Consider the following 21895-nt stretch of genomic DNA (forward strand, 5'->3'; position numbering starts at 1 on the left):
TGTTCGTATCTTGCCTTCATTATGGCAAGCTATCAACAGACCCAATATGAAGTCCTGCGCCGACGATGTGCCACTCTCCATCAAGAAGGCTGGAAACAGGCCGATATCGCTCAGGCCTTAGGGCTAACTCAAGGCTGGGTCAGTCGCACTATAACTAAATATCGTCAGCAAGGTCAAGATGCACTGACTTGGCGCAAACCTGCCGGGGCTACAGCTAAGCTGACTAATACGCAACTGGCTCAACTAGTTGAGGAATTGAATAAAGGAGCTGAGCATCATGGCTTTCCGGGCCAGATATGGACCCGTCCTCGCGTCAATGAGGTGATCAAAAAGTTATTTGCTGTCAGTTATGACCCCTCACAAGTAGGCCGGATTTTAAAAAAGGTGGGCTGGAGCAGACAGAAGCCGCAGCGCAAAGCCTATCAACAAGATCCTCAAGCGGTTGCCCAATGGAAAGAAGAACGCTTACCCGAACTCAAAAAAAGCCCAAATTGAAGGGCGCGTCATTTTATATGTGGATGAATCGGCTTGTTATTTGTTACCCATGCTGGCTAACACATGGGCCCCTCGGGGGCAAACACCGATATTAGTTGAGCAAGCGGGACGGGCTCATCTAAGTTTGATCGCTGCTATTGCGCCTAACGGTCGTATCTATGTAGCGGGGCAAGACCAGCCGTTTACGGGTGAAGATATTGTCTGGTTCCTCACTATGCTGTGCGGGCGTTATCGCAAACGAAATATGCTGGTGATCTGGGATGGGGCTGCCATCCACCGCAGCGAGGCCGTCAAAGCTTTTTTGAAAGCACGTCCAAACCGAGTTCATTTAGAGCGTTTACCGGCTTACAGCCCAGAGCTGAATCCAGTAGAACTGATCTGGAGCTACCTGAAAGGTCAGTTAAAGAATCAGGTGTTCACTAATTTAGATGAGCTAACAATTGCGATTCGTGAACAAATTAAACATCTACAAGCCAATCATGAGTTAGTTAAGGCTTTTTTCAACAAAGAGGAAATAGCCTTCATTACAAACTAATTCACGCATCAATAACGAAATTTCACAAGAAGAAAAAGCAATTACCAAAAAAGACATTTTCGCAAAAGCATATGAACTGAATAGTTTAGAATGGACTGATATTTTACAAAACAAAAAACTTACAAACGAGCTTGATTTAGCAATTTTTCAAGCTTTGTATTCTTTTCAAGACCACAAAGCTTATGCAAGTCAAATAGCATTGATTTTAGAAACCACTCACCCACCGTTAAATCTTGAAATCGGACGTTATGCAAAACGTATTGCAGAAGTTTACGACATAAATTTTACGGTCAGAAATACTGAAAAATATAAGTTTTGGGATTTATTTTTCAACGGTTGGGACGAAGGGAATAAATTCATTTGGCAGTTAAGACCTGAACTTATCGAAGCTTTAATAGAAACCGATTTGACGGGCGAAGAAATTTATCCTGAAGAAATTTCAGAAGAATATACTGAGGAACTTTTTGAAGGAATTAAGCGGACAATAACCGTAAATTCTTACGAAAGAAACTCAAAAGCTCGACAACTTTGCGTGAAGCATTGGAAGGCAATTTGTGCAGTTTGTAGTTTCGACTTTGAAAAGACATACGGAGAAATTGGAAAAGGTTTTATTCACGTCCATCATTTGACACCAGTTTCACAAATAGGAAAAACGTATCAAGTTGACCCAATAAACGACCTAATTCCTGTTTGTCCAAACTGTCATTCAATGCTACATAAACAAGAACCACCTTTGACAATTGACGAACTAAAATCATTACTAAAAACAACGAATGGAAACAACAGCAGCCGCTAACAAGGTATTGCCAAAAGCGGGGCTGAACAGCTTCTATTGGGCATTTGTGCAAGGTTCAACATTCTTTCTTCGATTGAATTTTAGTGCTAAAAGTCCCCGCCTTCGGCAATACCCAAACCGTTAGATGCCCAATATAACCCGCCGTAAATAAAAAAATGTTCAGGCATAAAGGGAAAAGCAGAAGTTTGAGACAGAATTTAGGAATAGCCTCTCTGCTCTCCTTTGTGGCTGGTATTGTTAATGTAGTTGGTTTTCTGGCCGTTCAGAAATTGACCACCAATGTAACGGGGCATTTTGCGCTTATGGTTGAAGAAGCTTTAAAGATTAATCTAAACCAGTCATTTTATTATTTTCTCTATATATTTTTCTTCTTTTTAGGCTCTTTCTCATCTAATCTCATCATTCAGATTACAGAGAAAGTAATGGATAAATCTATATTTATCATTCCGGTACTATCCGAAACCCTCATATTGACCAGTATCGCTTTTCTTCATGTTGACTATATCCTTGCAAATCCGAATCTGATAGCCTGCTCGATGCTGTTTGCCATGGGACTTCAGAATTCGTTAGTCACGACGATTTCAAGCTCTGCCGTGCGAACAACCCATTTAACGGGCTTATTTACGGACCTGGGAATAGAAGTTTCTCAACTTTTCTTTTTTAAAGCAAAGGGGCAGCAGGCAAAATTAAAGGCGGCCATCAAATTAAAGTTAACCATCATATCCGCTTTTTTCCTTGGCGGCATTTTGGCGGGACTATTGTATTCAGAATTCAAAATGAAGACCCTGCTCATCGGTTCGTTCACCTTGCTCGTCGGCTTAATTATCGACTACATTAACGTACAAATCAGGCTAAAAAAACTAAAACAGAAAAGCATGGATCATTCCAGAAACTTTAGCCAGATTGATTAAAACCGCATCGGCGGCCCGGCGCCAGGACGCGAAGGCGCAAGGGATATAATTCGTTGCGCCTTCGCGTCCTGGCGGTTCAATGACAGTCTACTTAATAAACAACCACTTATTATACAAAGCCTTTTGAGCGGGTGTCTGGTTGGATAGTGGCTCCAGACGGTAGCTAACCAGCGGATTTTGCGAGAGCGTAATAGGGATTTCACGCAGAAAGCCCGCCCGGTTTACGAGCACCTTGATCGTTTCGCCTACCCGACGGCCACTGATATGCCGCAGCAGGTCATCCCCAACTCGAACGCTATCAATCGAAATGACTTCATCGCCCACATTCAATCCACCTGTGTACGCAGCCGACCCACGACGAACACTCGTAATGGTCGATTTGCCATTGGCCGGGCTAACCCCAGCGCCCAGAAAACCGTCCTGGGTTTTCGAGGCTACATTCACCAATTGCATGCCAACAGGCTCAAAATAGGTGTTGTAGTTGATCGGATCAGCCGTATTGACAGCCGTCGTAAAGAAATCGTCGAGTTTACGACCCGCTATCTGTTCAGCCGCCTGCCGGAATTCAGCATCTGTAAAGCCGCGTTTCTGCTTTTTGTAGTACTCATTGTACAGGAACCGCATCAGATCGTCCATACTGCGTTCGCCGTTGCTACCAGCCAGGATCGCCAGATTCAGGAGTGTTCCCAACACGCTGCCTTTGCTGTAATACGAAATGGTCGTATTAGCGGAGTTTTCGTTGGGCCGATACCCTTTGATCCACGCATCCCAACTCGACTCGGCTACCGATTGCACTCGTACTCCGGGCTGATTTTCGATAACGGTAATATCGTTAGCCACAATGGCCATATAGGCTTCCGGCGTGTGAAAGCCTGCCCGACGCAGAATATTGTCTTCATAAAATGACGTACAACCTTCTGATAACCAGAGCATGTGGGTATAATTTTCATTCTCATAGTCGAACGGTCCCAGCGCAATTGGGCGAATGCGCTTTACATTCCAGAGATGAAAATATTCGTGTGCCACCAGCGTCATAAAGCCTTTGTAGTTCGACTCGGTCGCGTAGGCATTCCGGGTGGTTTCGAGCGTAGTCGAGTTAAGGTGTTCAAGTCCCCCCCCTCCCGGTGGAATATGATGCACAATAAAGGTGTAATGCGTACAGGGATGTTCACCCACCACCGTAGCAGCCGCTTCACACACCCGCTTGTAATCGGCAGCGAGTCGTTTTTCGTCATACTCAACTTCGCCAAACATCGCAACTGTATGCGGGATGCCTGAAGCCGTGAATGTGAAGGTTTTCTGGTTGCCAATTTCAATCGGCGAATCGACCAGCCGATCAAAGTCCGAGGCTTCAAACGTGAATTTTTCACCCGAAACAGGCTCTAGCCCTGTTGACACCATTGTCCAGGTTTTGTAGGGTTGAACAACCACCCGAAGCGGGATCGTTTTCAGCGCATCGTGGTACATGAAAATTCCTGCTGGGGTAACATACCCATGATCGGCATCGACAAAGTTGGTTCGCACGGTAAGCTCGTTGGCATATACCCGGTAGCGAATGGTCAGGTTGTCCTCGCCTGTGTATACCCGCCAGGCATTTTTACGGATTTTTTCACTTGGGACAGCCTTGCCACCCGCCGAAACGGTAAAGGCTTCCACATTTTTGGCATATTCCCGAATCAGATACGAACCCGGTGTCCAGACCGGCATTTTGATGTCGAGATAGCCGTTTTTCTTCGCATTGGTGGCAGCCGATACATTCTTCAACTGCATTTCAACATCGAAATAATGCGTTTGTGGTTCGGGCATCGAGAGCACGTAGGTAACACTCGGCGTTACGGCAGGCGGATTTTCATCGGATACTAATGTCGTTGCTGTTGATGATCGTGGGGTAAAAAATGTCCAGATAGTAAGTAAATACAGAAGCCGGGCGTTTTTTTTCATACGGAAAGAGAGATACCTTCGTTTTTTGTCCAGAATAGACCTGATATTTGTCAATTTATCAGCGAAACTACGACTCAAATCAGAAATAGTCATCCTGTTTTCGAAGTTTATAGTGTATTGTTTACGGTATTCGGCTTACGGTGTACTGACGTATTCAAGTGTTTTGCGTTAACCCACAAACCAAATCCCATAAACCTCTCAACATTCAGTTTATGCCCTACACAACCTCCCAAATCAGTTATCGCTTGCTTTTCCTGCTGATCGTTGGGTTATTTAGTACACGTACGGTATCGGCACAGCGAACCCAAAGCTATGCGGAACCTGATTACCATTACCGGAACGGGCTTGAGCTTTTCGAAAAAGCCAACTATGCCGCTTCCCGTTATGAATTCCGCCAATACCTGGAGCCTCGACGGGGCGATGGGTCTCAAACCCTGCTCAACACGGGCGACCAGAATGCGGTCGAAGCCGAATATTATGTTGCCCTGACCAGTCTGTATATCGACGAGCCAGGGGCCGAATTGCTGGTGGATCGGTTCGTTAAAAATCATAGCGAACACCCCAAAGCCGGGCAACTCTATGGCGATCTGGGTACGTACTACTTCAATCGGCAGGATTACGCCAAAGCCATCAGCTTTCTGGAAAAAGCGGTAGATCAGGGCGGAAGTAATACCCAGCAAACAACGTATAAATACCAGCTTGCCCTCTCCTACTATAATACGCAGGATTTGCAACATGCATTACCCCTGCTCAACGAGGTAAAGCTCGATCCCAGTTTTGCCAATGCACCAGCCGCTTCGTACTATGCCGGGGTTATTAATTTCCGGAATCGGAACTACAATGAAGCCGTTTCTGACTTCCGCCGGATCGAAAAAAATCCGACCTATCAGAACGAGGTGCCGAACTGGATTGCCCAATCCCTTTATAAACAACGCCGGTACGATGATCTGCTGGCCTACACGGAACCTCTGCTCAAACGATCCAACAATTCGCTGCTTAGCGAAGTGGCTTTATTTACTGCCGAAGTTTTTTACCAGCAGAATCAGTTTGCCCGCGCTATTCCGTACTACAAACAGTATATCAGTGCTGTAGGCACTAAAGCACCGGCTGCGGTTAAGTTCCGGTATGGCCAGTCCTTATTTCGGACGGGTGCTTATGCCGACGCCATTACGCAGTTGAAACCCCTGGCTGGCGGTAAAGACACCACCGCGCAATATGCAGCTTATACCCTCGGCGTGAGCTATTTACAGACGCAGAACCCAACCTATGCGCTTAACGCCTTCGATCAGGCAGGACGGCTGTCGTTCAATAAAGATATTCAGGAAGAAGCCCGGTTTACGCACGCCAAACTTCAACTGGATCAAAACAATGGAGCCGATGCGGTAAAGGAACTGACGGCTTTCCTGAAGCAATATCCCGGCAGTAAGTTTGAAAACGAAGCCAACGAACTGACCGGAGAAGCTTACTCGGCATCGAACAATTACCCGGCGGCTATCGCTTATATAGAAAGCCTGAAACGTCGAACGCCAAAAATCAACGCCACTTACCAGCGACTCACCTACAACCAGGGCGTCAATGATTTTAACGCTGAACGGTATCCTCAGGCCGTTGCGAATCTGGATAAGTCGCTCAAATACCCGGTTGACAATGAGTTGCAACAGGCTGCCCAGTTCTGGAAAGCCGAATCGTATTCGGCTGGTAAACAATATGATACAGCCATTCCCCTGTATGCCAGTATTGCCAAATCGGGTTCGGGAGCGTATGCAACCAAAAGCCTGTATGGATTGGGCTATGCGTATTATAACAAAAAAGATTATGCCCGTGCTCTGCCCTATTTCCGGGATTTTGTGAGTCGCGGAAGCGATGCTGACAATCGGGAACAGGTTCAGGATGCCACCATCCGGCTAGCTGATACCTATTTTGCGGGTAAGCAATACGAGAGTGCCATGCGCTATTACGACCAGGCCATTGCGCAAAATGCGCCCGACAAAGATTATGCAGCTTATCAGAAAGCGGTCATCCTGAGTTATGTAGGTCGTGATGCAGAAGCCAAAGCGCAGTTCGACCAGGTACAACGTCAATTCCCGAACTCGCGCTTTGTCGATGAATCCTTACTGCAAAAAGCCAACGTCGATTTCGAACGGGGAGCTTATCAGGTAGCTATACAGGGCTATACCAAACTCATCCAGGATAAGCCCAACAGTTCGCTTATCCCAGCCGCGTTATTAAAACGAGCCATCGCCTACGGCAATATCCAGCAATACGACCCCGCCATTGCCGATTACAAACGGATTCTGGATAATTACGGCAATTCGGAACAGGCGCAAAGTGCCTTACTTGGCATTCAGAATACCCTGAATGATGCTGGTCGGCCGGAAGAGTTCTCGCAGGTGTTGGGTCAGTACAAGAAAGGAAATCCGGGTAGTAGCGACGTAGAACGGGTACAGTTCGAAAATGCCAAGGATATTTATGCCAGTGGGAAATATCCGCAGGCCATTCAGTCGTTGCTGTCGTTCATGCAGGAATATCCAGCCAGCCCAAACACCAACGAAGCTCGGTATTACCTGGCCGAATCGTACCGGCAAACGGATGATGTAGGCAATGCGCTCCGGTATTACAACCTGATCATCAACGACAACCGCTCGGATTATCTGGTTCGGGCAGCTACCCGGGCGGCCGATCTGGAATCCAAACAGAAAAACTATCCCCGCGCTATTCGGAATTACCAGATTATAATGGCCAGAGCCAATGGGAAGGCCGAGCAGGTAGGCGCTCAACTGGGTATGATGGATACCTACTTTGTTTACCCAAAACTTGATTCGGCGGCTATACTGGCCCGCGAGGTTCTGGCGGCTGGTAACGTCGTCCCTGGCGCTCAGAACCGGGCGCAACTGATGTTGGGTAAAGTGGCATTCGGCAAAGGGGATTACAAAACAGCTCAGTCTGATTTTGAGAAAACCATCGCTCTGGCCAAGGATGTTAACGGAGCCGAAGCCCAATACTACCTCGGTGCCATTCTGAATAAGCAGAAGAAATACAAGGAATCGACAACCACTCTTCTGAAATTCAATGAGCAGTTTGGCGATTTCGAATACTGGAAAGGCAAAGCGTTCATCCTCGTTGCCGACAACAATGTTGCCCTTGACGAAGTAGCTCAGGCCAAAGCCGTTCTGAATTCGATTATCGAAAACTCATCCGATCAAACCATCATCACCGAAGCGAAACAAAAACTGGCCGCTCTGGAAAAATAAAGAGTGAACGAACAAAAGAGTGAACGAGCGAACTCGTTCGATAGGTTTTCGCGTCAGCTCTTCACTCTTTCGTTTGTTCACCCTTGCGCTCGTTCACTCTTATGCAAATACGAATCATACTTCTCCTAACCTGCCTATCAACAACGCTTTTAGCTCAACAGCCAAAGCCAACCCGCCCGACCAAAGAAGGCGAAATCGATAGTCAGGAAATTACGGTTGAGAAAAGCCGTAAAATTGAACTGCCTCCCGCTAACCGGGTTTTTAACAAGATTCCCTCAGTAAAACCATCGGCCGAACAGCGAAGGCTAACCTATGAATTCGAGGATCGGAAGCTGACTGTTGGCGACCCTCGCATCAACCCGACGATACTGCCTCCGGCTACAGGTCAGGCCGACGATACACCGGCCTACAGCAACTATGTGAAATTGGGAGCCGGTAATTATAGTTCGTTTCTGGGCGAAGGATTTGTAGGCATCAATAACCTGTCGAATCTGGCGCTGGAAGGCTCTGTCCGGCATTTATCATCCGGGTTAGGGCCGGTGGATGGTAAAAATTCATCCCAAAGCGATACACGCGTACGAGTAACAGGTAAGTACCTCGCCAATGCGTTTAAACTCCAGGCTGACCTCGGTTTCGACCGGAATGCGTACAATTTTTACGGATATAGCCGCGAATACGCCACCCAATCCAGCTTCAACCCCGATCAGATCAAGCAGCGACTGAATACGATCAACTTTAAGCTAGGCATCGAAAACGCAAATTCGGATAACGCTATCGACTATTCGCTGCGAACAGGCATCACCTCCTTACGCGACCGATTCAACGCATCCGAAACCGATTGGGGAACCAACCTGAATGCTTCGCTCGGCATCTCCGACAATGTGTTTGCCCTGGTGTCTGCTGATGCTTACCTAACTCAGCGGTCGGATGGCAATATTGTTGACAATCGAAATCTGTTTCGGGTGAAGCCTACCTTTAAATATACCTCTCCGCTGTTTACACTGACAGTTGGGATCAATGCTGTCAACCAGACTGATCAGCGACAGAATATTAACGATACCCGTGCCTTCCCTGTGGCCAATATTGACGTCACTCCTGTTGGAAATATCCATATTTTCGGTGGTGTCGACGGTGATATTAACCGAAACACGCTTCGGTCGTTACTAGCTGAAAATAAGTGGCTTGCTCCACAGGTTCTATTGGCTAACACTGTTAAGTCGCTGGATATTTACGGAGGGTCGAAGGGTACATTGGGTGGTGGGTTTTCGTACGAAGGTAAAGTGTCGTATGCCCGTTACCGGAACTTCTCAACGTTTAACAACACAGTTCCCGACACCACCAAATTTTTCGTGCTTTATGATGGCGGCATTACCAATGTGCTTACCATTTCAGGGCAATTGGGCTATGCTCTGAAAGACAAGTTCCGTTCGACACTTAAAGCTGACTTTTTCAATTACGGTCTCGACCGGCTCGAAGCCGCCTGGGGGCGTCCGCGTACGACCGCTACCTGGACAAACTCATACATACTGAATAAAAAATTATTCGTCACCGCCGATTTGTATTTTTATGAGGGTATCCAAAATAAAAATATGGTGTCGGGTATCGCCTACACCCTAAAACCCATTTACGACGCGAACCTCAAAATTGACTATTTCTTAGGTAAGCAGGTAGCCGCGTTCGTTTCGTTAAATAACATCTTTGGTCAGAATTACCAGCGCTATTTGTATTATCAAACGCAAGGGCTTAACTTTCTCGGAGGAATTAGTTATTCGTTCTAATCTCACCACCAATCAGCTACTATGGCTTCCGTCAACGACTATCTCAAAAAGTTGCTGTACCAGTACGATTGTGTAGTTGTTCCCGAGTTGGGAGCATTTCTGACTCACTACCAATCGGCAAGTTTTACGGAATCCAACGGTCTCTATTTACCACCCCGCAAACGAGTTGCGTTCAACGAAGCGCTGCGACTGGATGATGGCATCCTGGCCAATTACATCATGTTGCATGAGCCCGTTACCCGCGAGGGTGCTCAACGACATATTAGTTCATTTGTGGCAGAACTCCGACAGCAGGTCGAAACCACCGGACGGTTCGAACTGGAAGGGGTTGGTACGTTTACCTACAACGACGAAGGTCGGCTGCAATTTGGCCCTAGTCTACGACACAACTTTTTTGGTGAGGCCTATGGCATGAGTCCTTTGTCAGCTCAGGCTATTACAAAACAGAACTTGCCCGAACCCGTTATTGAGGCTATACCCGTTTCAACGGCGCTTGGACCTGTAAAAGTAGAAGAGGAAGTCTCGTTGACACCCTATCGGCCTGCCCGTCCTTACTGGCGTGTTGCGGCTATTGCGCTACTGGTAGGGTCGCTGGGCGCATTTAGCTATTTTTCCGTTATTGAACCAGGTCAACCGTTCCAAAGTAGCCTTGATCCGGCGAATCTATTACGATTTACGACCTGGTTATTCGATCGGCCTGCTCAGACAACCGAGATACACAAAGCTATTTCTGTCAAGAAGACAGCGCCTGCTCCAATAGCAGCTATTCCAACTACAGAAACGTCTTCAGTTGAGCCTGCTACGGTAACACCCACTCCTGCCAAAGAGGTATCCGCTAAACCAGAGCCCGCTCCTACTGAGATTAAAGCAAAGGTTGATGTAGCGATGGCTCCAAAAACAGACGTGATAGAAAAGACCGTAACGCCAATTGCAGTGACGAAGCCGCTCCGTACCGGTCCTCATTTTACGGTCATTGCCGGTGTTTTTCTGAGCAAACAAAACGCCTTTCGCTTACGACGTCAACTGCGTAAAGCTGGGTATGAAGATGCGTTTATCATCATGCCGGAGGCTGGCGAGAAAGAGCGGTATAAAGTAGCAGCGGCTGGTTCAGCCATTCGGTCGGAAGCGGTTGCCAAGATGGCCGCCATCGACTCCCTGGCCGGAACCGAATCCTGGATATTGAAGAATTAGCGTTAAGATAATTCTCACTATATATTAAAAAAGGCAGTTCTTTGGAACTGCCTTTTTTAATATATGGCCTATTTAAAATGGCCTGCTTAAGTTCTGTAAGGTATTCCAATCACTTCCTCCAATTGAGTGATATTGGCCTTTAATCGCTTATTTTCTTCCTTAAGCAGTTGAATGATTTCGTCCTTGCTCTTAAGTAAATTGCTATATATATCATCTAGATTTTCTTTGTCAATAATACCCTTTTGTTTGGCGTTGAAAGTTTCTGGCTTAGCATTCACTCCCTCAGGAATAAGTTCTATCACACTTACGTCAAATAACTCAGCCAATCGTAATAAATACTTCACCTGAAAGCTCGTTGTGTCCGTTTCCCAATTACAATAGGTAGCCTGCCAGACCCCAAGAAGCTCAGCAACTTCTTTCTGAGAGAGCCGTTTTTTCTCCCTTTGTTTTCTCAATCTTGTTCCAAAGGTCATAACATGGTCTGGTTTAAATATGCCTATGACTACAAAACCCGAAAAAGTCACCGATTATACGAAATCAATTAAATTAACCTTGATTTCTGATTAAAACAATTAGTTTTTTTGTGTAACCTAACCACACTATTTATAATATTTGCTATCGCCAAAGCAACCAGGCGCTATTGCCATACCACTATTCCCTTTGGCACATGTATACATGAAACGATTATCGTTAGAAGAGTTGAAAGCCCAGTCAGGAGGAAATGTTACGAGTAATTTAGAAGCTATCAAAGGAGGTAACGCTGGAGATTGCCACTGTCAGTGTACACAAGACTTAGCTAAAAGCGGAAATACCAATGACGCAGCATGGATATGGTGCTTTATTTCCTGCCTCTTCTAATTTTTTAGCAATATTTTCAGGAGGATTTAGCTCAGTCTTCCTGAAAATATTACAAACCTTATTATGCTGTTAGTTACATTTCTAGACAACTTAAATCCTTGGGGAGATAGAAACTTCACAAATACTACTCACAAGATATTGGTTTATTTATTATTGTTATTATTACTGTGCCTATTAAATACAATATCATTCAAATTGGTCAATGTTTTAATTCAATCAAAATTAATCGGTGTTAGCTATTCATCGAAAAATATCCATTCAATAAGCACGAATACAATAGTCTTTGTTGGTTTATTAAGCCCAATAACAGAAGAGCTTATGTTCCGCCTAGGATTGCTTTTTTCCCCAAGTAAAGCTACCAGTTTGATAATAGGAATCTTGTTTACAATTGTTAGCCTTACTATAGGCAGGCTTTTTTTGTATAACACTCTCTATTTAAAGGTTTATTTATTTCTACTTTTAGCCTTGTATATAATTATTTTATATTTAATAAAGCATTTCAATAATAAGCTAATGGAATTCTGGAAAGTCAATAAAAGGGCAATTTTTTTCTTATCTATTATTTCATTTGCATTTAGCCACATTAATAAATATGTTTTCACTAATCAATATGAATTATTCCTCTATTGGCCAATTCTTTTTTTACCTTTCTTTATTTCAGGCTATTTTCTCAGTTTAATAAGGATTAAAATCTGTTTTACTATGGCAATTTTCTCTCACTCGATCATAAATTTTATACTTATACTATTAGAAACCCAACAATTTATATAAAAAATGGAGTTTATAAAACAAAAAGTGCACCAAATATTTGCGAATCAGGTCTTCCTTTCTGATACAATTCGTATGGCCTTATATCAGGAAGATCCCAATTTATTTGGCCTTCTCGATTACGATAACGATTCTATTTTTTTAGAACCTACATTATTCTGCCATTTCCTATCGGATATTGATAAGAACTTAACTATACCATTGTCTCAAAGCTTATTAGGCTATATATCCGTAACGGAGAGACCTAAATTTGTCTCTATCAAAGCAGATCAATTTGGTATAATTAACCTGCCTAATTTAGGGTATATTAGAGTGAATTCGAAAGAAACAACTTTGCTCATGATAGAGCAGCTTGAGCAGAATCTTATACGGAATCAATTCTTACCCAATAGCATAATTAGGCTTTGCTGGCATCCAACGGATTTATTACGCTATGAGAAAAATATTACATTTTACGAACCTGTTGAATCAACTGCTCAAAAGTATCAACATCCGTTATTTCAGGCTGTTATTTTTTTTCAAAGAAATCTACCCGATTTCTGGCAATTAATTGAATCCGTTACGCGTGAGTTTGTGGTATTTAATAGCCCACCAGAGCAGCACTCGTTTGCAGGTATTATGCATCATGGTACGGCTTATTTTAATGTTGAAAATAAACCTCAGACACCTATTTTTTTCATTGATGATATTGCCCATCAATGTGGTCACATTATTTTCAATGCATTAACACTCGATACAGGTAAATACCTACGTGTTCCAAAAGATTTTCCACTGAAAGAGTTTACTGGTGTATCTTATGAACGAAGAGGAGTTTATGGAGCTTTTCATGGATTGTTCACTTATACAACTATTTTACATTCGCTCGATACCGTTCTGAGCAATGATTCGATTTCCGATATACCATTACGATATGAAGCCCTGGGTCGTTTAGGGTTTTACATTAACAAGTTTGGCCTTGATCTGACCAATATGAATAACCCTAAAATTTTGACCGATGAAGGGATGGAGTTCCATCGGCAATTTGCTGCTGGTTATGCGTATATCTGTCAAAAATACCAGCCGGTTTTGAAGGGATTAGATTATCACAATCAGCCGTATACGTTTCAATACGATTTATTCAGCACACTCAACCCAATCCGTAACACTAATTTCGTATGAGATATAGCTATGTAGCCATTGCCTTATTGCTTAGTACAGGCTCACTTTGGGCACAGACAATAGCCAACTATCAGAAAGCCTTCTCTATCTTGCAGAAAGCCATTTCTACTACGGGTAAAGACCTCCCGAATAGTGTCCTGATTACGAGTAGTGGCATTATTCATAATATGGGGCATTACGATGTTCCCGAAAAAACAAAGGATATTCCAGTCGAGGAAGTAGCCGCTTATTTTCAACAGGAGCAAGTAGCTTATCTACGCAGCGTCATTCAGAATAACGGCCTTTCCCTTATTCAATCAAGCGTAAGTAAATCTGATTCAGTCTATACAACCGGTTATTACAACCGATCGCTGGTTCGAAGCAATTCACAGGAATTTCAGTATGAAGCGGCTAAACTACTGCCCATCAAATTATTACAGCTTGCTTATACTAACCGCCAATCGCTACGTTATTTAGGCGAGCAGGATAGTCATTTTTTGCTCTCGTTCAGCTACAACTCCAATGATGCCGTAACACTGTGTATTAACACGAAAACTTTCTTACTCGATAGAATAGAAAAGTTAGGCTACAACGACCGATATGGCGATGTGTTATTCGTGAGCGAATACAAAGGCTATACGTCTACAAACGGGCTACAAGTACCCGCCAGTAGAACTGATTATGAATTCGGGCAGGTAGAACGGGAGCTAACGTATAAGGACATACGTTTCAATGTAAAGCCGGATACCAGTTCACTACAACTTCGCTGGGTTCCAGTCACTTTTCAACGTAAACTACCCGAAGTAATTCAAAAAGCTGAATCATTATCGGTCGAAACCATTGCCCCTAACCTAGACCTGATCAAAATTACTTCGCAAAATAATAAAGTCTTAGTAGCTCAATTCAGCGACCATATTGCCTTGTTTGAAAGTCCATCAGGGCTGGGTTTAAATCAACAGATTATTCGTGAAATCCAGAGTCGTTATCCACAAAAACCACTTCGACAGGTATTCCTTACTCACCACCACCCCGACCACGCAGGCGGAATACGCGCCTTTGCCGATTTACCGGTAACGTTTATTACTACAGCGGGCAACGAAGCGTATTTTAAGAAGCTTCTGTCGGGCACTCATACCCTAAACGAGTTCAATAAGGAGAGTGGTAAAAGCTATCGGTTTGATTTTGTTCCGGCCGAAGGACAGAAAACCTATAGTGATGACCAATTAACCGTTGTCGCTTACGAAATTGGTAAAAACACTAGCCATACAGCCGAGCATCTGGTTTATTACTTCCCACAACAGAAACTTCTCTGGTCGGGTGATTTACTATTTTTTCGGGCCGATGGGCGCATTTTTCCATCCGGCGATCGGGGCAAATCGGTGTACAATCTGATTACAACAAAACAGCTTGCTGTCGATAAAATCTATACCTCGTGGCCTTTAAATGGCCAGGCTCCTTATGGCACAATAGACGATTTACGTAAATCGTCTGAGGCAAAATAATCGGGGATTGTGGCAAAGAAATATCCTTTCTACCGGCAATACGATCTAATGGATTGTGGGCCTACGTGCCTACGAATGATTAGTAAATTTTACGGAAAAACATTCGATGCAACCTATTTGCGGGAAATTGCTAATCTGGCTCGTGATGGGACCTCAATGGGTGGTCTGGCCGATGCTGCCGAACGAATCGGGTTCGGTACACTGGCCTTAAATGCTCAGTACAATACACTAGCCGAGCAAATTCCATTACCCTGCATTGCTCACTGGCGACAACGGCATTTTGTTGTAGTTTACGAAGCCTCCCCGACTCAGGTAACAATAGCCGATCCTGGTCATGGGTTAATTACGTATACCCGGCAGGAATTTCTAAAAGGCTGGATTCCAGAAAAAACAATCTCTGCCGATTCAGAGGGTGTTTTATTACTTTTTGAACCAACGCCCAGGTTTTTTGAGCAGGATGAACCCGAAAAAGCCAAAAAGTCTTTCAGTGGTTTCTTGTTCCGATACGTGCGCCCTTATCGTCGCTATGGTCTGCAACTATTTCTGAGTTTACTTACAATTAGCCTCCTTCAGTTAGCTTTACCATTTTTGACTCAGCAGATTGTTGACACAGGCATAAACACGCATAATCTTAATTTTATATACCTGGTATTAATAGCCCAATTAGTTCTTTTCCTTTCCCAAACAGGTATCAATGTAATTCGTAGCTGGATTTTATTGCATGTAACAAGTCGAATCAATCTTCGGATGCTTTCCGATTTTATGATGAAGCTGATGCGGCTTCCGATTGCTTTTTTCGATTCAAAACAAACTGGCGATATACTCCAACGTATTCAGGATCATAACCGTATACAGGCTTTTCTATCAGCAACTACCCTCGATGTTCTTTTTTCTGCCGTTACATTCCTAATTTTTGGTTCTATCCTATTCTATTTCAATGCACAACTCTTCTTTATTTTCCTGCTAGGCTCAGCTCTATATATGGTTTGGGTGCTCTTATTCCTCAAGCAACGGGCCGAAATCGATTACCGATATTTCGACCAGGCCGCCGGAAATCAAAGTAGTGCCATTCAGCTCATCAACGGCATGCAGGAGATAAAACTTAATGGTTCCGAAAAACGTCGTCGCTGGGAATGGGAGGCTATTCAGGCCCGATTGTTTAGGCTTAACGTTCGCAGTACAACCCTATCACAAATGCAAAACGAGGGCGGACGTTTTCTGAATGAAATTAAGAATATCCTTATCAGTTTTGTTGCGGCTAAATCGGTTATTGACGGAAATATTTCACTAGGATCAATGCTGTCTGTCCAATACATTGTTGGTCAAATGAATGTTCCTGTTAATAATTTTATTGCTTTTATAAGAACGTATCAGGACGCTAAGTTAAGTTTGGAAAGACTAACCGAAATTCATGCCAAATCAGATGAGGAATCAATTGATGCCAATCTTATCTATGAACTGCCAACAGAACAAAGTATTCATCTTGACAATATTAGTTTTCGATACGGTAGCAGCAGTTCGGAAAATGTTTTAAAAAATATAAATTTTAGTATCCCAGAAGGAAAAGTTACTGCAATTGTTGGTGCCAGTGGAAGCGGTAAAACAACCTTACTGAAATTACTACTTAAATTTTATGAACCTAGCAACGGGAATATTTTCGTTGGAAATACTAATCTTAAAAATCTTAGCTATGATTTCTGGCGCGGTCAATGTGGAGTTGTCATGCAGGAAGGGTATATTTTTGCAGACTCTATCGCCAGAAATATAAGTGAGTCGGATTCTGGCGGACTCGTTAATCGTAAAAAGCTTCAGGCCTCTGTTCACACGGCCCATATTGAAGACTTTATCGAAGCCCTGCCTAATGGGTATAATACACGAATTGGCTCCAGTGGTATGGGAATAAGCGGTGGTCAAAAACAACGAATTTTAATTGCTCGCTCCGTTTACAAAGATCCAAAGTTCCTTTTTTTTGATGAAGCTACCAGTGCTTTAGATGCCACAAATGAGGCTATTATTATGAGAAACCTGGAAAACTTCTTTAAGAATAGAACCGTAGTTATTGTTGCTCATCGCTTAAGCACAGTCAAAAATGCCGACCAAATTATTGTTCTGGATAAAGGTCAGATAGTTGAGCAAGGTACGCATCACGAATTAGTTAGTCAGCGAAATCATTACTACTCACTAGTGAAGAACCAATTAGAGTTAGGAAACTAATGGCCGATATACAAGTAGATGAGCTCGATACTCAAAGTGAAGCTGTACGAGATTTTATTGATCAGATTCCAAACTGGATAATTCGTTGGGGGATCACTGTAATTTTCCTGGCAGTAGTTGCTAGCGTCTATATAAGCTGGCTTATACATTACCCAATAATCGTCTCTGCTCCTTTTCGACTTACCACACAAAATGCCCCCAAACCTATTATCAGTAGAAATGATAGCAGGATTGTAAAATTATTTACTCACGATAATCAATATGTTGTTGCCGGGCAAACTATTGCCTATTTAGAATCAACCGCAGACCATAGCCAAGTATTACAACTACTCAAACGATTACAAAATTTACACCAACTTGTTATTACCAATCATTTTGAAAAACTAGACGTTTTTCCTGTAGAAAATTTTCAAGAATTAGGAGAATTACAGGGGCCATTCGAAAATTTCATGCAATCATACATTCAAACATTAACTTTATTTTCGAATGGATATTATCTTAAAAGAAAATCTTTCTTAAACCAGGAATTGTCAGATTTGATTAAGACACAAAAACAGCTTTTAGAGCAATATACTATTTATTTGCAAGATGAGTCTATAGCCAATAAAGAATTTGAAATTCACAAAAAACTTTATGCCGACAAAGTGATTTCACCACTAGACTATCAGCGGGAGGAAAGTAAGCTAATAGCAAAACGTTTACCAATAAAACAAATAGAAGTTTCAATTTCGACGAATTCAACTGCTCAAATACAGAAACGTAGAGAAATTACTGAGTTGGACAAGCAGGCTTTGGAACAAAAAAAACAATTTGAACAAGCGATCAATACATTGATTAGCGCAATAACCGACTGGAAAAAACGATATTTACTCGAAGCTCCCTTATCTGGTATCCTCCATTATTCTACGATTTTACAGGAAAATCAACTTCTAAGAGCTAATTCTGAAGTTATGTATGTAGGAGCTACTAGTAAAAATCAATATCTTGGCGATGTGCGAATACCCCAGGCAAATTTTGGTCGTGTAAAATCAGGGCAGAAAGTATTGGTTAAGTTTCAAGGTTATCCCTTCGAAGAATTTGGAGCAATAGAAGGAGTAGTAGGAACGGTATCCCAAATTCCCTCTCAAGATAATTCCTATTTCACCGCTGTTGTTGAATTACCCAACGGGTTACGCACAACTTACTCTAAACAGTTGACTTACAAAACTGGAATGGAAGCTTCTGCTGAAATCATTACAGAAGATTTACGTTTAATTGAGCGCGTATTCTACCAGCTTCGGAAAGCCATCAATCAACGATAATTACTGCCCTAAAAACAAAACGACTCCCACTTGCGCAGGAGCCGTTTCACATTAGCAAACAGGAATGTTAGCCTAAGTAGGTTTTCAACGCCTTTGACCGTGAGGTGTGGCGTAACCGACGAATAGCTTTTTCTTTTATTTGCCGAACCCGCTCGCGAGTCAGGTTAAATTTCTCACCAATTTCTTCCAGGGTCATGGCATGTTCGCCGTTCAGCCCGAAATATAGGGTGATCACATCAGCTTCGCGTTGCGTCAGCGTCGACAGGGCACGCTGTACTTCTTTCCGAAGCGAATCGTTGATCAGACCGGAGTCTGGCTTGTCTTCACCATCGTTTTCCAGTACGTCGAGCAGGCTGTTTTCTTCGCCCTGTACAAACGGCGCATCCATCGATACGTGACGACCCGAAATTTTCAGCGTGTCAACCACTTCAGCAGCCGAGATTTCCAGCACAGCGGCCAGTTCTTCAGGCGAAGGCTCACGTTCAAACTTCTGCTCCAGATCGGAGAATGTCTTCGAAATCTTGTTCAATGAACCAACCCGGTTCAGCGGCAGACGTACAATCCGTGACTGTTCGGCCAATGCCTGCAAAATTGATTGACGAATCCACCAAACGGCGTACGAAATAAATTTAAATCCACGGGTTTCATCGAAACGCTGGGCAGCTTTAATCAGACCCAGGTTCCCTTCGTTAATCAAGTCACCCAGCGAAAGCCCCTGATTCTGGTACTGTTTCGCTACGGATACCACAAAGCGCAGGTTCGCCTTCGTCAATCGTTCGAGCGAGAGTTGGTCTCCTTCCCGAATTTTTTGGGCCAGCGTTACTTCCTCGTCTGGTGTGAGTAGATCTACCTTACCAATCTCCTGCAAGTACTTGTCTAACGACTGACTTTCACGGTTGGTAATCTGTTTTGAAATTTTTAGCTGTCTCATATTCTGTTTTCCCCGGCAGAGCGACTATATAACGCTTTATTTTGACGTTGAATTACACAAAAAAGTAACAATGACTTACGCATTTTTGTTCTCTGGCTTGGGCAGTAAAACCTTGCGCGACAAACGATATTTTCCCGTTTTTTTATCAATGTCAATCAATTTGACCGTTACTTCCTCTCCTACCTGCAAAACACCGTCCATCGATTCCAGTCGTTCCCACTTAATCTCCGAAATATGCAATAAGCCATCTTTGCCCGGCATAAACTCAATGAAAGCACCGAATGGCTGAATGGTTTTAACTTTACCTACGTAGGTTTCACCCACTTCTGGTACAGCCACAATCCCTTTCACCCGCGACACGGCTTTGTCCATGCTCTCCTTGTTGGTCGCAAAGATGCTAACCCAGCCCGCGTTGTCGTGCTCATCAATATTGACAATGGCACCCGAATCTTTCTGGATGTCCTGAACCACTTTACCACCGGGTCCGATCACCGCTCCGATCTGGTTGGTATCGATTTTGATGACAATAGCGCGTGGTGCATGGGGTTTGAGATCTGGACGAACTTCGGCGATACCTTTCTTCATTTCGCCCAGAATGTGTAGCCGTCCTGCACGCGCCTGCTCCAGCGCCTGAGCCAATACTTCGTAAGACAGACCGTCAACTTTCAAGTCCATCTGACAAGCCACGATGCCCTTTTCAGTACCAGTTACTTTAAAATCCATATCGCCGAGGTGATCCTCATCACCGAGAATATCCGACAACACGGCATATTTCTCACCGTCAGAGATCAATCCCATAGCGATACCAGCCACAGGAGCCTTTATTTTAACCCCAGCATCCATCAACGCCATGGTACCGGCACAAACCGTTGCCATCGACGATGATCCATTCGATTCCAGAATATCCGATACCACCCGGATGGTGTATGGATTTTCTTCGTCGGGAGGCAATACTTTTTTCAATGAGCGATGAGCCAGGTTACCATGTCCGATTTCACGTCGGCCAGCCCCCCGGTTTGGTTTTACTTCGCCCGTTGAAAAACCAGGGAAGTTATAGTGCAGCAGGAATTTCTCATAGCCCTGGAACAGCGGCTGATCGACAATCTGCTCATCAGTTTTTGTACCCAGCGTAGCTGTAGTGAGCGACTGCGTTTCACCACGCGTGAAGAGTGCAGACCCGTGCGGACCAGGTAACAGACCAGCTTCAGCCGAGATCGGACGAATTTCATCTAATTTCCGACCATCCAGACGCACCCGCTCATCCAGCACCAATCGACGGGAGGCTTCCCATTCCAGATCATGGATGTAGGTTTTGATTAGACTGACATTCACTTCCGATCCTTCGGGGAACGAAGCAATGTATTCATCACGAATAGCTTTGAACGCTTCCGAACGACCCTTCTTGCTTGGGTTTTGCTGACGAGCTACGGCATAGATCTTATCGTACGTTGCCGCCCGCACAGCCGCCCGAAGCTCTTCGTCATGCGTTTCGTGGTTATATTCCCGCTTTACGGTTTTTCCAACTTTCGCTTCCAGTTCTTTCTGGGCTTGGCACTGAACTTTGATGGCTTCGTGGGCAGCTTTCAGCGCTTCCACGACCTCAGCTTCAGAGCATTCGCTCATTTCGCCTTCCACCATACAAATATCTTTTTCTGTAGCGGCTACAATCAGATCGATCGTTGCTCGATTCAGATCGGCCGTTTTCGGATTGATTTGATACTTTCCGTCAATTTTTGCGACCCGAACTTCCGAAATTGGGCCATTGAATGGAATATCAGATACGGCCAGCGCAGAAGAAGCCGCTAAGGCTGCCAGCGCATCGGGCTGTACTTCGGGATCAGCCGAAATCAGGGTAATAATCACCTGGGTATCGGCATGGTAATTATCTGGGAAGATAGGCCGCAGAGCCCGGTCGACTAAACGACTGATCAGAATTTCGTAATCGCTTAATCGGCCTTCACGACGCTGAAAGCTTCCTGGAATTCGGCCAGCCGAAGCAAATTTTTCCTGATAATCAACAGATAAAGGCAGAAAATCAACGCCTTCTTTGGCTTCTTTACTCGATACAACTGTGGCTAACAGCATGGTGTCGCCCAGCCTGACAACCACCGCTCCGTCGGCCTGACGGGCCATTTTGCCGGTTTCGATGGTAATTTCCCGCCCGTCGGGCAGCGCAACGGATTGCGTGGTAATTTGAAACATACAACAGATTTTGAATACGTCCTCTACAGCTTTAAACCGCGTGGGATTAGTCGAGTTGTACTAATCCCCAATTATTTTATTTAA

General features: G+C 44.1%; 15 protein-coding genes. 11 read left to right on the top strand and 4 right to left on the bottom strand.

Annotation, left to right across the window (positions count from 1 at the left end; translation table 11 throughout):
* Positions 1–21 precede the first annotated feature (21 nt).
* The 4 genes from B5M13_RS34180 to B5M13_RS15635 all read left to right on the top strand — a co-directional run bounded on the left by B5M13_RS34180 (position 22) and on the right by B5M13_RS15635 (position 2737).
* Positions 22–495, top strand: coding sequence for a winged helix-turn-helix domain-containing protein (locus B5M13_RS34180; protein WP_245859354.1), 474 nt, complete (start codon positions 22–24; stop codon positions 493–495).
* A 19-nt stretch (positions 496–514) separates the two neighbouring features.
* Positions 515–1030: an IS630 family transposase gene (locus B5M13_RS34185; protein WP_245860049.1), complete on the top strand. Its 516-nt coding sequence runs from the start codon at positions 515–517 to the stop codon at positions 1028–1030.
* Between the two features lie 154 nt (positions 1031–1184).
* Complete coding sequence (locus B5M13_RS15630; RefSeq protein WP_245860030.1) at positions 1185–1826, top strand: HNH endonuclease; 642 nt, start codon at positions 1185–1187, stop codon at positions 1824–1826.
* A 185-nt stretch (positions 1827–2011) separates the two neighbouring features.
* Positions 2012–2737 carry a YoaK family protein gene (locus B5M13_RS15635; RefSeq protein ID WP_245860032.1) on the top strand — a complete coding sequence of 242 codons (726 nt, stop codon included), beginning with the start codon at positions 2012–2014 and terminating at the stop codon, positions 2735–2737.
* Positions 2738–2824: 87 nt separating this feature from the next.
* Here B5M13_RS15635 and B5M13_RS15640 read toward each other — a convergent pair whose 3' ends face one another.
* Positions 2825–4678 (bottom strand): M61 family metallopeptidase, encoded by a 1854-nt coding sequence (locus B5M13_RS15640; RefSeq protein ID WP_080056560.1) that lies wholly within the window; start codon positions 4676–4678, stop codon positions 2825–2827.
* A 212-nt stretch (positions 4679–4890) separates the two neighbouring features.
* Between B5M13_RS15640 and B5M13_RS15645 the strand changes: the two genes are divergently transcribed.
* The 3 genes from B5M13_RS15645 (at position 4891) to B5M13_RS15655 (ending at position 10898) form a co-directional block, all read left to right on the top strand.
* Positions 4891–7929: a tetratricopeptide repeat protein gene (locus B5M13_RS15645; protein ID WP_080056561.1), complete on the top strand. Its 3039-nt coding sequence runs from the start codon at positions 4891–4893 to the stop codon at positions 7927–7929.
* A 101-nt stretch (positions 7930–8030) separates the two neighbouring features.
* On the top strand, positions 8031–9707 hold the full coding sequence (locus tag B5M13_RS15650; RefSeq protein WP_080056562.1) for a TonB-dependent receptor: 1677 nt from the start codon (positions 8031–8033) through the stop codon (positions 9705–9707).
* A gap of 21 nt (positions 9708–9728) precedes the next feature.
* On the top strand, positions 9729–10898 hold the full coding sequence (locus B5M13_RS15655) for an HU domain-containing protein (RefSeq protein ID WP_080056563.1): 1170 nt from the start codon (positions 9729–9731) through the stop codon (positions 10896–10898).
* An 86-nt stretch (positions 10899–10984) separates the two neighbouring features.
* Here the strand turns inward: B5M13_RS15655 and B5M13_RS15660 are convergent, their stop codons facing one another.
* Positions 10985–11371: a helix-turn-helix domain-containing protein gene (locus B5M13_RS15660; protein WP_080056564.1), complete on the bottom strand. Its 387-nt coding sequence runs from the start codon at positions 11369–11371 to the stop codon at positions 10985–10987.
* Between the two features lie 1159 nt (positions 11372–12530).
* Between B5M13_RS15660 and B5M13_RS15670 the strand changes: the two genes are divergently transcribed.
* The 4 genes from B5M13_RS15670 (at position 12531) to B5M13_RS15685 (ending at position 18678) form a co-directional block, all read left to right on the top strand.
* Positions 12531–13682 (top strand): hypothetical protein, encoded by a 1152-nt coding sequence (locus B5M13_RS15670; protein ID WP_080056566.1) that lies wholly within the window; start codon positions 12531–12533, stop codon positions 13680–13682.
* Positions 13679–15163, top strand: coding sequence for an MBL fold metallo-hydrolase (locus B5M13_RS15675; RefSeq protein ID WP_080056567.1), 1485 nt, complete (start codon positions 13679–13681; stop codon positions 15161–15163). Before B5M13_RS15670 ends, B5M13_RS15675 begins: the two co-directional genes overlap by 4 nt.
* A gap of 75 nt (positions 15164–15238) precedes the next feature.
* Complete coding sequence (locus tag B5M13_RS15680; RefSeq protein ID WP_245860034.1) at positions 15239–17377, top strand: peptidase domain-containing ABC transporter; 2139 nt, start codon at positions 15239–15241, stop codon at positions 17375–17377.
* A complete protein-coding gene (locus B5M13_RS15685; RefSeq protein ID WP_080056569.1) occupies positions 17377–18678 on the top strand; it encodes an HlyD family secretion protein in 1302 nt (433 codons plus the stop codon). The genes B5M13_RS15680 and B5M13_RS15685 overlap by 1 nt, the downstream gene beginning before the upstream one ends.
* 67 nt (positions 18679–18745) lie before the next feature.
* On the opposite strand, the gene B5M13_RS15690 is transcribed toward B5M13_RS15685, so the two are convergent.
* Both B5M13_RS15690 and B5M13_RS15695 read right to left on the bottom strand, forming a co-directional pair.
* The gene (locus B5M13_RS15690) at positions 18746–19609 is read right to left on the bottom strand and encodes a sigma-70 family RNA polymerase sigma factor (protein ID WP_009282104.1); all 864 of its coding nucleotides are present in this window, start codon (positions 19607–19609) and stop codon (positions 18746–18748) included.
* 75 nt (positions 19610–19684) lie between these two features.
* Positions 19685–21811 carry a polyribonucleotide nucleotidyltransferase gene (locus B5M13_RS15695; protein WP_080056570.1) on the bottom strand — a complete coding sequence of 709 codons (2127 nt, stop codon included), beginning with the start codon at positions 21809–21811 and terminating at the stop codon, positions 19685–19687.
* Positions 21812–21895 lie beyond the last annotated feature (84 nt).

It is taken from the genome of Spirosoma aerolatum (genome assembly GCF_002056795.1).
Lineage (GTDB): Bacteria > Bacteroidota > Bacteroidia > Cytophagales > Spirosomataceae > Spirosoma > Spirosoma aerolatum.